Genomic DNA, 13691 nt, shown 5'->3' with positions numbered 1-13691 from the left:
CACGGTCTTTAAAGACCAGGATTCCGACGGCCTTCCGCCCGCACCCATATAAGCACAGTTTCGACACACAGGATTCCTGTGACGAGCACAGGAATGAGATCGGAGGGCACCCGCGACAGACAAGGCGCGGGAGGAAGGGTCGGAATGCCCGCTCTATTTCGTGACCGAAAGTCGTCTACCATGCTCAGGCGCGAACACAGAAACACCTCAAACCCCGCCCGTTGAAATGCCTCTTCAACAAGAGGCGACGGGCGGGGTCCGAGGGAGGAGACGGTCGGCTGGTGGTGCGAGTCCCCAGTAGCTGCAGCAGGTCAGGCCGGCAGCGCGCCGGTCTGTTTGGCGATGTGGGTTGCTATCGCGTCCATCAAAGGCGGTGACAACGCGTCATAGGGTTCAAGCCCGATTTCCTTCAGGCGCTCGCGTATCTCCGGCATCCTTTCCGGGTTCACGCCGCTTTCTATGATCGACGAGACGAAGGCCGCGAATTCGGGTGGCGACCAGCCCGTTTCGTTGCTGAGCTCGGTATGAACGAAATCGAGCCCGTAAAACGGGTGCTTGGTGTTCTCGATCCGGCCATACATATGCGTTCCGCAATCCCGGCAGGCATAGCGCTGGATCGTCGCGTTCGGGTCGACGACCTGCAGTTTTTCGGATCCCGAGGTGACGTTTACCTTGTCTCGGCTGACGACTGCAATCTGCGCAAAGATGGCGCCCTCCGGCTTCCAGCATTTGGTGCAGCCGCAGGCATGGTTATGCGCCGTCTGCGCACCGATCTCCACGGTCACCGGATTGCTGGCGCATCGGCACTTCAGCGTGCCACCGGCAAAGCCCGGACTGGCGGGCGGAAAGCCGTTATCGATGGACGGATGTAGCTTTAGCATTGGTTCCTCCTCGGCTTGAACGTCCTTCGTTCACAAGCAGGATCAGTGCAAAAGCGGCTCGCGGCAATATAGCGGAAAGTGTCGGTTTTCGGGCGTGGAGCCCTTAAAACAAAGCAATCTCAGCCCTTCGACCGAAGCATGGCTCGGGCGGGATTGTAGCCCCACAGGGCCGCGAGCATGAACAGGATGAAGCACGTGCCGACCCAGACGAGTGCGGTCAGGTCGAGCTCGCCATAAAGCGCGAATCGTATCAGTTCGACCGCGTAGGTAAACGGATTCAGGGCGCAGATATCGCGCAACAGGGGAGAACTCTCCGCCATCTTCCATAGCGGGTAAAGTGCCGAGGACAGGAAGAACATCGGAAAGATCACGAAGTTCATGACACCGGCGAAGTTCTCGAGTTGCCGGACCGTCGAGGATATCAGCAGGCCGAAAGCGCCAAGCATCAAGCCGCTGATGACCAGGGCAGGAAGCACCGCGACATAACCGACGGGCGGTACGGTAATGCCGGTCAGCGCCGCTATACCCAGGAAGACCGCCACCTGCAGAATGGACACGATCACACCGGCCAGGAGCTTAGAGAACAGCAGCCACCAGCGCGGCAGGGGCGAGGTCAGCAGGAGGCGCATGGATCCCATCTCCTGGTCATAGACCAGCGCCAGCGACGATTGCATGCCGTTGAAGAGCTGGATCATGCCGCAGAGCCCCGGAAGGATATAGACTTCATAGGTAATATAAGTCTGATAGGGCGGGATGATCGACACGCCAAGCGCTGCGCGGAAACCGGCGGCAAAGACGATCAGCCAGACGAGCGGTCGCACGAGTGCTGCCAGAAAACGTCCGCGCTGGCGAACGAAGCGCAGGTTTTCGCGGGTGACGACTGCAGAAAGGGCGATCAGCCATGCCTTCATGTCACGATCTCCCGGTCTTCCGCCGTCATCGAGAGGAACGCTTTGGCGAGCCCCTGCCCGCCCGCAAGTTCCCCGGCCCTGCCATCGCTCAGAACCTTGCCACGATGCAGAACGACGACCTGGTCCGTCGGCCGGATCTCGTCCACAAGATGCGTTGCCCAGAGGACCGAAAGCCCGCTCTCGGCGAGCTGATGGACATGGTCGGTGATTGCCAGACGGGAGGCGGCGTCCAGTCCGACCGTCGGCTCATCGAGCAGCAATATCTGCGGCCCGTGGATCAGTGCCCTCGCGATCTCCATTCGCCGCCGGTGACCGCCGTTCAAGGCACGCACCTGCTCGTCGGCTCGCTCGGCCATGCCGAGCTGTGTCAGCGCGGCTTCGATCGCCACAGCGGCTGGCCTCCCGGACAAGCCATGGAGCCCGGCGAAATAACGCAGGTTACGGCGCACCGACATGTCGAGGTCGAGGGTCGGCTGCTGGAACACCACGCCGATACGCGCGAGCGCCGCACGCGGCTCGCGCGCGATGTCGAAGCCGGCCACGCCAATCTTGCCCTCTCCTGTCGCGAGCAGCCGTGTGAGCAGAGCGAACAACGTCGATTTGCCGGCGCCGTTCGGCCCGAGCAGGGCGCAGAACCGCCCGTTTTCTACGGAGAAACTGACATCGTGTAGTGCCTTGGACTTTCCGTAGCTATAGCTGACATGGCTGACCTCAAGCCCGATCATGATGTCCTTCCCAGCCGTCCGATGCGGGTTTTGCCGCAAATTCCTCGATGATCGTTGCCGGTTTTCCGGCGAGGCGGAGGCAGCGCCGGGCAAGCCGTCGCGCCTCGGCCTCGGAATGGGTCACGAGAATGACGGCAGGGGCGGTTTCCGCGATCAGGGCCTCGGTCAACGACAACATATCCTCGGCCATTGCGGGATCGAGCGACACATAGGGCTCGTCCATGACGAGAAGTTCCGGCCTTCCGGCAAAGGCGCGGGCGAGCGCCAGCCGTCGCTGCTGCCCGAGGGACAGCTGGCCTGGGAAAAGCCCGGCCTTGTCGGCGATGCCGGTCCGCTCCAGTGCCGATAAAGCTGCCTGCGTTCCGAGTTGCGGATGCACCAATGTCAGGTTCTCGACGACGCTTCGCCACGGCAGGAGAACAGGCTCCTGGAAAACCATGGCGATCTTTTCCGGCCGGGTAATTTTGCCTTCGAAACCGGTGTCGATTCCGACGATGAGCCGGAGCAGCGTCGATTTGCCGATGCCCGAAGGACCGAGAATGGCAACGGTCTCGCCCGTCTCCATCTCGAAACGGATAGCCCGCAGCACCTCCTCTTCCCCGAATGCCTTACGTCTGACATCGACCTTGATCACGCCGTCCTCCAGCGTCGCACACGGCGTTCGGCCGGCTGCAGGAAGAGAGCCTCCACCAGCAGCATCACGCCGATGAATGAAAGCGCATAGACGAGCACCATGGCAACGTTGAAAAGCTGGAAATAGAAATGGATCTGGAAGCCGATGCCGCTGGAGCGGCCGAGAAACTCCACCACCAGTACGATCTTCCATATCACCGCGATGCCGGCACGGGCAGAGGCAGCAATGAAAGGCGCAAGCTGGGGCATGATCACGTGGCGCAGCCGCGCGAGCGGCCGCATGCGGTAGACTGCGGCCATGGAGTCGAGGTTCGGATCGAGTGCCCGCGTGCCCTCGCGCAGGAGCGTTGCGACATTGGGGATCTTGTTGAGCACAACTGCGGTGATGGCGGCGGTCTCGTTCAGACCGATCCAGATGTAGCACAGGACGATCAGCACGAGTGCCGGCAGGTTGAGAAACACGACGAGCCATGGATCGAGCCACCGATCGACACTGGCGAAGCGCCCCATGAGAAAGCCGACCGCCACGCCGATGATCATTGCCGGCACGAATGCGCATACCACGCGCCATAAGGTCATCCCGAGGTGATAGGGCAAGGCGCCGGAGCCAAGCGCCTGCAGGAAAGGCGTCCAAAGGGCCCAGGGCTGCGGCAGGACGGACGCGTCCGCAGTCAGGGCGGCGGCCGCTATCCACAAGAGCAACAGCAGCCCCAGCGACAATGCGCGCACCAAGGCAGGATGTTGCAGCGTCTTATTCAAGGTGCAGGAACAATCCATTAGGCAGGCTTGTCGCCTTGCCGACGAGTTCTTCTCCGCCGAGTTCCGCCATCAGCCGCAGAAACCGGTCAGCCGCCGCCTCGTCGATCGGCTTGCCGCTCGGAATGCCGGCACGATAGCCGTCACGCAGCGCAACGAATTCAGCATCGTCTGCCGCGTTCATCTTGTCCCGCAATGCCCCCCACACCTCGTCATCGCTGCGCAGCAGATCCTTGGCCGCGCGAGAGGCCTTGTAAAGCCCTTTCACAATATCCGGATGGGTCGCGGCATATTCGCCCTTCAACACATAGCCGAGCAGCGGCGTATCGGGATCGAGCTTGAGCGCCGCTGCAGCGTCTGAAACCGAGATCAGCTCGTGCATGCCTTTGGCCCTCATCTTCGCGAGGAAGTGCCAGAAATTGATGGTACCTGCCGTCTCGCCGGAAAGCGCCGACTTGAAGATCAGCGGCGGCGCGCCGAATACCTGCTCGGTTTCGGCTGCAAGGTCCATGCCATGCTGCTGCTTGGCATAGGCGCGCAGGATCAACCAGCTCTTGTCGAGCGGACCTCCGGCGATGCCGATTTTCTTGCCGGCAAGGTCCGGCAGCGCCTTGATGTCGCTGTCATCCTTGACCATCAGGCCGCCGACTGCCCGCGAATAAGGAATAAAGACATAGTCTTTGCCGGCAGCACGCTGGTTGGCCACCCAGATCCAGTCGGCCACCATCGTGTCGGCCTCGCCGCCCTCGAAGGCGACGCGCGTCGCGCCGTTGTCCGCATAATCCTGGACCACCAGCTCGAAGCCGTTCGCGCGATCGAATTCGTGGGTCTTGATCGTGGAGATTTCCCAGTTGACGGTGCCCGAGGCCAGCATGGCTGCGCGCAACTGCGGCAGTTCCTCGGCCAGGGCGAAGGTCGGCCCCAAGGCAAGCAGGCAAGCGGCGAAGAGGCAAACGGCTAATTGCTCAAAAACCTTCATTGCTTCCTCCCGAAAAACTGTCGCCCTGGTTCCGCTGTCCAGCAAACTTCTCGTACGGGCGGCTCACTGAATGGAGATCGACACCTTCTGGCTATCGCTGGAAGTCTCCGGAATCCTCACCTCGTATGTTCCCGGCTTGATGGCGATGAAGGACAGGGTGGCGGTCCCCGCCTCGTCGAATTCCAGGCTGTCGATCGCCATGGGCCGCACTTCTATGCCGTTGACGACGATCTCGTTCATCCAGATGGCGCGAAAGAACGGCGCTCCAGTGATCGCCAGCTCCGCCGATCCGTCCGCCGTGATCTGCATTTCATAGTATGCGCCTGACTGCAGCGTAATGGCACCCTTCCCCAACGGTTTTCCGGAGGCGAGCGTAATCTCGATCGGCTCCCCCCGATTGCATTTGGCAAGCAGCCCGGCAAAGCCCATATCGGCGCAAAGCGGCGCGGCCGCGGCCGGACCAGCGAGAAAGAGCGTGGCGAGCGCTGCAACAAAAGATCTATGCACGATGAACATCCTCCCTATCGTTATTGCCCGTGGTTCCGCCTCAATTCGGTGCAACCACCACACCCCAAGGCTGCTCGCCCACCTGAACCGACTGGATAACCTTTTCCGCCTTCACGTCGATGATACTGACGTCGTTGGAATTGCCGTTGGTGGTGATCAGGAATTCCTCGCCCGGCGTGAATGCCATCTGCCACACCCGCTGCCCTACAAGCAGATAGTCGAGCACCTCGTCGGTCTCCCCATCGATCACCGCGACGCGGTTCGCGGGCCCTAGCGCCACGAAAATACGTGAGCCGTCCTTGGTCGCCTTGACACCGACCGGCTGCAGCCATTCCGGCAGGACGCCGGGCACTTCAAATGTGATCTTCCTGGTAATCTTCGGCTCGGCCGCCGACACGTCGATCACGGAAACGGTGCCGCCGATTTCCGAACTCACGTAAAGCTTCTTGCCGTCGGCAGTGAATTCCGCATAGCGCGGCCGCTGGTCCACGAGCACGTTGTGCACGATCTTGTAGGTCGCGGCGTCGATGAAGTGCGCCATATTGGTGGTTTCGGACGTGTTGATGATCGTCTTTGCATCCGGGCTGACCGCTACGCCCTCCGGTTCGACGCCGACAGGCACCTCGGCCAGCACCTGGCGGGTCTTGACGTCCACGACGGTTACCAGATTGTCGTCCTCATTGGCGATGTAGAGCGGATTGCCTGACGGCGCGAGAGCGAAGAGCTCCGGGTCCGGGCCAGAGGGCAGCGTGTGCAGTTCCTTATAGGTCTCGGGATCGAAGACGCGAACAGTGTCGTCGTCCGAGGCGCATACGTAAAGCTCCTTGCCATCCGGGCTGATGGTGATGCCGCGCGGCCTGTTGCCTGCCGGAAACGTGGCGATCACTTTCCAGCTTTGGCTGTCGAGCACGGTGACGTTGTTGCCCCGTTCGTTGCTCACGAAGACCTTGTTGGCCTCGGCAGAACCGGCAAACATCAGAACGGCGGGCATCAGAACGGCGGGCAAAAGCGCCATTGCGGATTTGAGCATCTTATCCTCCAAAGGCCTGGCAGGCGGTTTCGGGCGCATCGATGCCCAGCGTGTCGAGCGGCGAATGCTGATGCAGGTAACCGTCCTGCGGAGAAACGGAGACCGTCACCCGGCCTTCGGTCAGAAGGACCGGCTGCCGCAGCTGCCCGTTCCAGGTGCGGAAGGTCAGCTTCTGACCCTTGAACGCGGCCAGTTCGAAGTCCTTCGAAAGGGCATAGGCCCGCACGGTTGCGGGATCGGCCTTGCCGGAGCGGGTCACCGCCTCCCCGATCACCCGCATGGCAAGCCACGCCTGATAGTCTTCCTCGCGCATGTAACGGCCGGTAAGCTTCTCAAAGCGGCGCTGGAACTGGGTCGCGCCCCACGCCTCGTGGGCGGGATGCCAGGAGACAGGGCGAAGTCCGGCCGATCCGGCGATGGGCCTCGGATCCCAGCTGTGGTAAGGCAGATAGGGCGCGAAGACGCCTGCTTCGTCGGCCGCGACGATGACGTCATAGGGCTCGGCTTCCTGTGTGAAGACGGGAATCTGCTTTTGCACCATGACATGGCCGGTATCCGTTCGCCGGCTGCCGCCGGTATCGACGAATTCGCGCTCTTCTACGATCTTCGCGCCGAATTTGGCGGCCGATTTGCGGTAGCTTTCGGCCAGCAGCCTGTCTTCCGGATGCGAGCCGTGGATCAGCAGGATACGAGGCCATTTCTTCCACATCAGGAACTGCACGATACTGTCGCTGAGCATCGAGCGGCTGGGTGAGACATGCAGCACATTCGCCAGGCAGTCCGCATCGCGCAACCCGTCGTCGCGCGCGCCGGCGTTGAAGAGCAGTACCCCCGGCCCGGCCTTTTCTGACAGTTCCTTCAGGATGTCGCCTTCGGCGATCACGGCGATGAGGCCGATGCCTTCCGCCTTCAGCCCGTCGAGCGCCGCCCCTGCCTCTTCCGGTGCAACCGCCTGCGTCGTCACCGTGTAATCCATGCCCGTGAAGGCACCGGTCGTCCGATTGTCCTCATTGCCCAGCATGGCGCCGGCAAAGCCCAGATCGGCGGGCGGCGCATCGAGCCGCGAGATCGGCGGACCGACGACGCGATCGATCCTGAGCACCGCCGTCTTCACCTCCGCCGCCTGCGAGGGAGAGGTGACAAGCATGGCCACCCAGAAAAGGGCGAGCAGACCCGATAGGTGAGGGCACTTCCCCTTTTCTCTGAATCGCGGAGTTGCTCGAACCGTCCGTTTCTCGGCAATTCCGGACGGAAAACCGCTGCGCACCCTTCCTGGAATTGCTTCAAGCATGCCGGACCGACCTCCCCCTGACACTCCCTCAGGGACGGAGACTAACAGTGCAATTCGTGTCGCAAAACCGATACTTAAGGAGCGTAGTTTAGCGGTATGCGTGTGCTAGGCTGAATTTCATGCGGCACATCCTGGTAGCTTTGATCCTGACAATGTGGCCTGCTCTGGCTTGTGCAGCGCTGGACAAGCCGCTGGAGCCCGGTGCCAAGGTGGCGTTCCTCGGCATGACCTTCATCGATCTGTCGACGGAGGGCACGTATAACGGGGTGCGGGCTGACGAGACCGCGCGGCTCGAACTCATGGAAAGCGCCGCGCGTGACCGCTTCGTTCAGGAAGGTTTCGTCATGCTCTCGACGGCGCCCGTGGCCGCCGAACTCGCCAGCACGGTAAACCCGGCCGACTGCAACGGTTGCGAGCTGCACATGGGCGAGCGGCTCGGCGCCGATTATGTGCTCGTCGGCGAGGTGCGGAAGATCTCCAACCTTATCCTGTCGGTGGAACTCGTTCTGCGCGACGTGAACTCCGGCGAGATCCTGCGCGGCATTGCGGTAGACATCCGGTCGAACACCGACGACAGCTGGCTGCGCGGCATTCGCTACATTTTGAAGAACCATTTCTTCAAATCATGAAGCCCGATCCGGTGCGGGAGACATGCGGCGGCACCTGCCTCACTGGCCGCCGGGCTCCGGCTCGATCCGCTCCGTCGGATATCCGGCCGTCGCCCAGCCGTCGGTGCCCTGCGGATACCAGAAGACATGGGTGTAACCGTATTCCAGAGCGCGCTTCCCGGCATTCCAGGACATCCAGCAGCCGTCGAGACAGAAGAACAGCACCGGCCGATCCTTGTCGCCGCCGGTCGCCTTCTCCAGGCCGGCCCGGAAATAGTCCTGCATGACGTCCGCCAGCATGCCATAGCCGACATTCGGCAGCCACAGGGACGACGGAATGGACAGGCGCGGCTTCTCGTTCCAGACCGTTCCTTCGGGGAGGTTGGCCGGCTTCGGCGGCCGCGGCAGGACATCGATGAAGGCCACCTGACCGGTCTTCCACAATGCATGGGCGGCTTCGGTCGAAACCACGGTCGCGCCCGAGAGCGTGGCAGGCACCTCGGCGCGGTATTCGCTCTCGCGATAGCCGGCAGGTTCCTCGGCCGCTGCCGCCGGAAAGGCGGCAAACAGAAGCAGGACCAGCGAATGGAGCCACGGGCGGATCATTTCGGCGTCTCGAGAGGACCGGTTCCCATGTCGTTCAGGAGCGGCACGCCGGCATCGGCGAGAATGGCGTTTATTTCGGACTGATTGCGACGAATGAGGGAATTCAACTTGCGCTCCCAGACCTTTTCGCCCTGGCGAACGCCCATGGTAATGCGGTAGAAAAGCCTCGGTGGAGTGGACTCCGCCAGGAGCGGGGTCGCCTTCAGCTTTGGATGGCTCGCCTTGACGAGGGGGCCACCGATCGGGCCCCATAGGATCGCCGCATCGAGAGCGCCGGATTCCAGGTCCTTGAGCATGTCGTCGGCCGGGTCTTCGTACCGGCGGTCGACCATCAGATGATACCCCTTCGCCTTGAGCAGCAGTCCGTTTCTTGCCATATGGGTCGCCGGCGGCGTTCCGGCGACGATGCCGATGCGCTTGTCCTTGAGAAGAGGATCGGCGAGCGTCGTCACACCGGCAAGCGGACCGCCGGACGCGGCGATCAGCACATAGGCCGAGGTGTAATAGTGATTGGTGTTGAGAACCATCTCGTCACCCTGTGCAAATCCGATGACCACATCGCAGGCATTGGCCTGCAGGGTCTTGCGGACGAAGCCGGTCGCCATCGGAAACCAGGTGTACTCCAGCGGCAGTCCGAGCTTGGATGCCATCAGTTCGGCGATCTTGTTTTCGTATCCCGCACCCTCGCGATCGGACATAGGCAGATTGGCGGGATCGGCACAAACCCGAAACGCCGTCTTCGACACAAGGTCCGATGTCTGAGCTGCCGCGGGCTGGGAGCCGGCGACCGCTGGCAGCATAATGCCGGCCGCTGTCAAGAGGCTACTCGTGGCCGAGGCAAGCCTTTTCAGCATCCTTGATCGCATCGGATTTCGCTTCCTTCTTGGCCGGACGTCCTCGCGGCAATGCATCGGCTCCGCGCGCTTTCAGATAGACGTAGATGTCGTCGAGATAACACATCACATTGACGTTCTCGCCGAAGGCGGGCATCACCGAGTTCTCGGCAGCGCTGACCTTCTTGCGTCCGTTGGTGACGACATCGACGAAATCATAATAGTCCATGTTTATTGCAGAGGTCTTCAGGGCTGGTGCATAGCTCGATCCCTCGCCCTCCGGGCCATGACAGACGTGACATTCCGAGTGGTACCGGCGGAAGCCTGAATAGGTCAGCCAGTCCACCGTGCCGTCTTCGGTGACCTTGAAAGTAGGAACGTCGTCGGCGGTGTAATAGCGCCCGTTTTCGTCGCGCGCAGCGGTGATATTGTCCGGCGCTTCTTCTGCGCCCGCGGCGCCCGCCATAAGCGTGAACAGGGCGAGGATCATCGGCACGGCGTGTCTTGTTCTGGTCATCTTGCATCCTTTGGGGCTGGTATGAATCGGCGCGGGCTTGAGAGCCCGCGCCGATTCCCGGGCTAAGATTGCCGCTTATTCCGGCAGCTTGAACACGGTGAGCGTACCGCCGAGCGCGGTGTAGTTGCTGAGGGCCGAGTAGCCGCCAACGGCTCCGAGACCTTCAGTTGGGTTGGTCAGGCCCGCTGCCAGACCGATTCCGGCCCAGCCCCCAACACCCGAGAGGACGGCCACGTACTGCTTGCCTTCGCGGGCATAGGTCATCACGTTGCCAATCACTCCGGAAGGCGTCTTGAAGCGATAGAGCTCCTTGCCGGTCGCGGCGTCGACCGCCTTCAGATAACCTTCGAGCGTTCCGTAGAAGACCACGTCGCCGGCTGTCGCCAGAGCGCCGGACCAGACCGAGAACGGCTCCGGTAGGGACCACTTGATTTTGCCTTCCTTGTTGTCCCAGGCGATGAAGTTGCCCATGCCGCCATGGCTATCCTTCGGCGGGTACATCGACAGCGTGGCCCCTACATAGGGCTGGCCGGCGGTGTAGCTTACCCGGAAGGGTTCGTAGTCCATGCAGACGTGGTTGGTAGGCACGTAGAACAGCTCGGTTTTCGGCGAATAGGCCGCCGGCTGCTGGTCCTTGGTACCGAGAGCGGCCGGGCAGACGCCGGTCGTGTTGGTGTCTTCGCCGTTCTGCTCAGTCGAATACTGAGCTACGACTTGCGGCCGGCCAAACTGTTCCGACTTGGAGTCCATGACCACTTCAGTCGCCCAGTTGACGGTGGGATCGTATTTCTCCGCTACGAGCAACTCGCCCGTGACGCGATCCATCGTATAGCCGAAGCCGTTGCGGTCGAAGTGGGTCAGCAGTTTGCGATCCTTGCCGTCGATCTGCTGTTCGGTCAGGATCATCTCGTTGACGCCGTCATAGTCCCATTCGTCGTGGGGCGTCATCTGGTAGACCCATTTGGCCTCCCCGGTATCGACGTCCCGCGCGAAGACCGTCATCGACCAGCGATTGTCGCCAGGCCGCTGGGTCGGGTTCCAGGTGGATGGGTTGCCGGTTCCGTAATACACCATGTTGAGTTCGGGATCATAGGAGTACCAGCCCCAGGTCGTACCGCCCCCGATCTTCCACTGATCGCCCTCCCAGGTCGTCAGACCTGAGTCCTTTCCGACCGGCTTGCCAAGGTGGGTCGTCTTTTCAGGATTCATCAGCGTGTCGCTGTCCGGCCCCATGGAGTAAGCGCGCCACAGGAGCTTGCCATCCGCGATCGAATAAGCGGTCACATGGCCGCGAACGCCGAACTCGCCGCCGGATATGCCGACGAGAACCTTGTCCTTGACAGGCATGACGGTGGCGGTGTTGGTCTCGCCCTTGGTCGCATCGCCGTTCTTGACGCTCCATGCCACCTTGCCGGTCTTGGCATCGAGTGCCACGACCGTCGTATCGGCCTGATGCAGAAAGATCTTGTTATCCGCATAGGCGACGCCGCGATTGACCGTATCGCAACACATCACCGGGATCACGTTCGGATCCTGCTTCGGCTCGTATTTCCAGACGATCTGGCCGTCTTTGCTGAGATCCAGCGCATAGACGGTGTTCGGGAACGGCGTATGCACATACATCATGTCGCCGATCACAAGCGGCGAACCTTCGTGACCGCGCAGAACGCCGGTCGAGAAGGTCCAGGCGACCTGGAGTTTGCCTACGTTGTCCTTGTTGATCTGGTCAAGCTTGGAATAGCGCAGGTTGGCATAGTCGCCGGTCTGGATCGCCCATTGGTTGGGGTCATCGATGAGCTTCTGCAAATCATCGTTGGCGAATGCGACCTGCGCACCGCCGCCTATCGACATGAAGGCAAGCATAGTAAGAAGTCGTTTCATTTCATCCTCCTCTTGGGTGCTGCCGATAGGGCCGTTCAACCCGCTCGCCCCGGGAAAACCTTACGGTTTTCCTCATCTCCCGGTATCGGCTTGCGACTCTGCCCCGCCAGCCGGAAAAGCTCCGGATGCTACGGGGGAACATTGCTTATCTCGGTGTTTCGGCTCCTCCTCGTCGGTCAGGGGAAAGTTGCCAGATATGCGATGATGTCGGCACGTTCCTGATCCTTGCGCAGTCCCGCAAAGGTCATCTTGGTGCCGGGCAGGAAGCCCTTCGGACTGGTCAGAAACTCGGCGATCTTTTCCGGCGTCCAGGTAAGCCCGGCCTCAGCCGCTTTCTCGATCGCCGGGGAATAGGCGTAGCCCTCGACCTTGCCCGCAGACCGGCCGATGATCCCGTTCAGCAAGGGGCCGGTTTTCGATTTGGCATCCGGGCCGACCGTATGACAGGCCTGACACTTGCGGAAGACTTTCGCGCCCGCCGCTGGATCTCCGGCTGCGGGATCCAGTGCAAGTGCCGGCGCGGCTGCGCCGAGAATTCCGCCAATCAGGACGGCAGCGGTCAGTACGGAACCAAGTCTTGAAGCCATTCTTTCCTCTCCCTTACGCGGCGTTCAGCCGCTCTGCATGCCAGCGCACATGGTCTTCGCCAAAGCTCGCCACGAAATAGTAACTGTGGTCATATCCCGCCTGCAGCCGTACGACGCCGGCTTGCCGACGCTCCGCCAGCAACCGGGCCATCGCCTCGGGCTGCAGCTCGGTGAGAAACTGGTCCGCCGCGCCCTGGTCGATGAGGATATCGCCGTGCCAGCCGAGTTCGCTGAGCAGCAGGCAGGCGTCATAGCTGCCCCAATCGGCCTCGTCGTCGCCGAGATAGGCGGAAAACTGCTTGCGCCCCCAATCGGACCGGGTCGGATTGACGATCGGCGCAAAGGCCGAGACGGATCGGAACAGTTTCGGATTGCGAAAGGCGATGGTGAGGGCACCATGGCCGCCCATCGAGTGCCCGGTAATGCCGTTGACGCCGTTGACCGGCAGCTGCGCCTGCAACAGGGCCGGCAATTCGGTGACGATGTAATCATACATGCGATAGTGCGGCGACCAGGGCTTCTGCGTCGCATTAACGTAAAAGCCGGCGCCCTGTCCAAGATCGTAGGCCTCGTCATCGGCCACTCCGTCGCCGCGCGGCGAGGTGTCGGGGAAAATCAGCGCCAGCCCCTGCTCGGCCGCGTGCCGCTGCAGGCCCGCCTTGATCATTGCATTCTCATGGGTACATGTCAGCCCGGAGAGGTACCACAGGAGCGGCACGGAGCGCTTCCGGGCCTGAGGCGGCAAATACAGGCCGAATGTCATCTCGACGCCGCAAACCTCGGAGGCGTGGCGGTAGACCGACTGGGTCCCCCCGAAACATTGGCTTTGCGTTACAAGTTCCATCTTCGCGCTCAATAGAGGACCACGCTTCGAATGCTCTCGCCGGAATGCATGAGTTCGAACCCCTTGTTGATGTCCTCGAGCGGCATGGTGTGGGTAATCATC

The 13691-nt window shown here is 61.6% G+C and carries 16 protein-coding genes; 1 reads left to right on the top strand and 15 read right to left on the bottom strand.

The features are described from left to right. Positions 1-311 precede the first annotated feature (311 nt). From gfa to FB009_RS31825, 9 genes are all read right to left on the bottom strand, one after another. On the bottom strand, positions 312-881 hold the full coding sequence (gene gfa / locus FB009_RS31865; RefSeq protein WP_011969562.1) for an S-(hydroxymethyl)glutathione synthase: 570 nt from the start codon (positions 879-881) through the stop codon (positions 312-314). Between the two features lie 119 nt (positions 882-1000). Then, the gene (locus tag FB009_RS31860; protein ID WP_011969563.1) at positions 1001-1792 is read right to left on the bottom strand and encodes an ABC transporter permease; all 792 of its coding nucleotides are present in this window, start codon (positions 1790-1792) and stop codon (positions 1001-1003) included. Beyond that, on the bottom strand, positions 1789-2517 hold the full coding sequence (locus FB009_RS31855; RefSeq protein WP_011969564.1) for an ABC transporter ATP-binding protein: 729 nt from the start codon (positions 2515-2517) through the stop codon (positions 1789-1791). Before FB009_RS31855 ends, FB009_RS31860 begins: the two co-directional genes overlap by 4 nt. Continuing rightward, positions 2504-3151, bottom strand: coding sequence for an ATP-binding cassette domain-containing protein (locus FB009_RS31850; RefSeq protein WP_011969565.1), 648 nt, complete (start codon positions 3149-3151; stop codon positions 2504-2506). The genes FB009_RS31855 and FB009_RS31850 overlap by 14 nt, the downstream gene beginning before the upstream one ends. Further along, on the bottom strand, positions 3148-3927 hold the full coding sequence (locus FB009_RS31845) for an ABC transporter permease (protein WP_011969566.1): 780 nt from the start codon (positions 3925-3927) through the stop codon (positions 3148-3150). The genes FB009_RS31850 and FB009_RS31845 overlap by 4 nt, the downstream gene beginning before the upstream one ends. Further along, positions 3902-4885, bottom strand: a complete 984-nt coding sequence (locus FB009_RS31840) for an ABC transporter substrate-binding protein (RefSeq protein ID WP_011969567.1) — start codon at positions 4883-4885, stop codon at positions 3902-3904. The genes FB009_RS31845 and FB009_RS31840 overlap by 26 nt, the downstream gene beginning before the upstream one ends. A gap of 63 nt (positions 4886-4948) precedes the next feature. Beyond that, a complete protein-coding gene (locus FB009_RS31835; RefSeq protein WP_018210141.1) occupies positions 4949-5401 on the bottom strand; it encodes a cupredoxin domain-containing protein in 453 nt (150 codons plus the stop codon). A gap of 31 nt (positions 5402-5432) precedes the next feature. Then, positions 5433-6422: a YVTN family beta-propeller repeat protein gene (locus tag FB009_RS31830; protein ID WP_018210140.1), complete on the bottom strand. Its 990-nt coding sequence runs from the start codon at positions 6420-6422 to the stop codon at positions 5433-5435. Position 6423: 1 nt separating this feature from the next. Continuing rightward, complete coding sequence (locus FB009_RS31825; protein ID WP_050564345.1) at positions 6424-7569, bottom strand: ABC transporter substrate-binding protein; 1146 nt, start codon at positions 7567-7569, stop codon at positions 6424-6426. 263 nt (positions 7570-7832) lie between these two features. Here FB009_RS31825 and FB009_RS31820 point away from each other — a divergent pair, with 263 nt between their 5' ends. Next, the gene (locus FB009_RS31820; RefSeq protein ID WP_011969571.1) at positions 7833-8342 is read left to right on the top strand and encodes a DUF3280 domain-containing protein; all 510 of its coding nucleotides are present in this window, start codon (positions 7833-7835) and stop codon (positions 8340-8342) included. A gap of 39 nt (positions 8343-8381) precedes the next feature. Here the strand turns inward: FB009_RS31820 and FB009_RS31815 are convergent, their stop codons facing one another. The 6 genes from FB009_RS31815 to fghA all read right to left on the bottom strand — a co-directional run bounded on the left by FB009_RS31815 (position 8382) and on the right by fghA (position 13589). Then, positions 8382-8927: a PQQ-dependent catabolism-associated CXXCW motif protein gene (locus tag FB009_RS31815; RefSeq protein ID WP_011969572.1), complete on the bottom strand. Its 546-nt coding sequence runs from the start codon at positions 8925-8927 to the stop codon at positions 8382-8384. Next, positions 8924-9793, bottom strand: a complete 870-nt coding sequence (locus tag FB009_RS31810) for a substrate-binding domain-containing protein (protein WP_024312589.1) — start codon at positions 9791-9793, stop codon at positions 8924-8926. The genes FB009_RS31815 and FB009_RS31810 overlap by 4 nt, the downstream gene beginning before the upstream one ends. Beyond that, positions 9750-10277, bottom strand: coding sequence for a c-type cytochrome, methanol metabolism-related (locus tag FB009_RS31805; protein WP_011969574.1), 528 nt, complete (start codon positions 10275-10277; stop codon positions 9750-9752). Before FB009_RS31805 ends, FB009_RS31810 begins: the two co-directional genes overlap by 44 nt. A gap of 75 nt (positions 10278-10352) precedes the next feature. After that, the gene (gene xoxF5 / locus FB009_RS31800; protein ID WP_011969575.1) at positions 10353-12158 is read right to left on the bottom strand and encodes a lanthanide-dependent methanol dehydrogenase XoxF5; all 1806 of its coding nucleotides are present in this window, start codon (positions 12156-12158) and stop codon (positions 10353-10355) included. Positions 12159-12334: 176 nt separating this feature from the next. Further along, the gene (locus tag FB009_RS31795; protein ID WP_011969576.1) at positions 12335-12745 is read right to left on the bottom strand and encodes a c-type cytochrome; all 411 of its coding nucleotides are present in this window, start codon (positions 12743-12745) and stop codon (positions 12335-12337) included. 13 nt (positions 12746-12758) lie between these two features. Next, complete coding sequence (gene fghA / locus FB009_RS31790; protein WP_011969577.1) at positions 12759-13589, bottom strand: S-formylglutathione hydrolase; 831 nt, start codon at positions 13587-13589, stop codon at positions 12759-12761. Between the last annotated feature and the right edge of the window lie 102 nt (positions 13590-13691).

Source organism: Sinorhizobium medicae, from assembly GCF_007827695.1.
GTDB lineage: Bacteria > Pseudomonadota > Alphaproteobacteria > Rhizobiales > Rhizobiaceae > Sinorhizobium > Sinorhizobium medicae.
This window is presented reverse-complemented; position numbering and strand designations above follow the sequence as displayed.

What these genes read in the sequence shown, in the direction of transcription:
- FB009_RS31855 (WP_011969564.1), bottom strand. Translation starts at nt 2,517, where the DNA reads ATGATCGGGCTTGAGGTCAGCCATGTCAGCTATAGCTACGGAAAGTCC.
- FB009_RS31825 (WP_050564345.1), bottom strand. Translation starts at nt 7,569, where the DNA reads ATGCTTGTCACCTCTCCCTCGCAGGCGGCGGAGGTGAAGACGGCGGTG.
- FB009_RS31845 (WP_011969566.1), bottom strand. Translation starts at nt 3,927, where the DNA reads ATGGATTGTTCCTGCACCTTGAATAAGACGCTGCAACATCCTGCCTTG.
- FB009_RS31820 (WP_011969571.1), top strand. Translation starts at nt 7,833, where the DNA reads ATGCGGCACATCCTGGTAGCTTTGATCCTGACAATGTGGCCTGCTCTG.
- FB009_RS31835 (WP_018210141.1), bottom strand. Translation starts at nt 5,401, where the DNA reads ATGTTCATCGTGCATAGATCTTTTGTTGCAGCGCTCGCCACGCTCTTT.
- FB009_RS31830 (WP_018210140.1), bottom strand. Translation starts at nt 6,422, where the DNA reads ATGCTCAAATCCGCAATGGCGCTTTTGCCCGCCGTTCTGATGCCCGCC.
- xoxF5 (WP_011969575.1), bottom strand. Translation starts at nt 12,158, where the DNA reads ATGAAACGACTTCTTACTATGCTTGCCTTCATGTCGATAGGCGGCGGT.
- FB009_RS31795 (WP_011969576.1), bottom strand. Translation starts at nt 12,745, where the DNA reads ATGGCTTCAAGACTTGGTTCCGTACTGACCGCTGCCGTCCTGATTGGC.
- fghA (WP_011969577.1), bottom strand. Translation starts at nt 13,589, where the DNA reads ATGGAACTTGTAACGCAAAGCCAATGTTTCGGGGGGACCCAGTCGGTC.
- FB009_RS31815 (WP_011969572.1), bottom strand. Translation starts at nt 8,927, where the DNA reads ATGATCCGCCCGTGGCTCCATTCGCTGGTCCTGCTTCTGTTTGCCGCC.
- FB009_RS31840 (WP_011969567.1), bottom strand. Translation starts at nt 4,885, where the DNA reads ATGAAGGTTTTTGAGCAATTAGCCGTTTGCCTCTTCGCCGCTTGCCTG.
- FB009_RS31810 (WP_024312589.1), bottom strand. Translation starts at nt 9,793, where the DNA reads ATGCGATCAAGGATGCTGAAAAGGCTTGCCTCGGCCACGAGTAGCCTC.
- FB009_RS31860 (WP_011969563.1), bottom strand. Translation starts at nt 1,792, where the DNA reads ATGAAGGCATGGCTGATCGCCCTTTCTGCAGTCGTCACCCGCGAAAAC.
- FB009_RS31805 (WP_011969574.1), bottom strand. Translation starts at nt 10,277, where the DNA reads ATGACCAGAACAAGACACGCCGTGCCGATGATCCTCGCCCTGTTCACG.
- gfa (WP_011969562.1), bottom strand. Translation starts at nt 881, where the DNA reads ATGCTAAAGCTACATCCGTCCATCGATAACGGCTTTCCGCCCGCCAGT.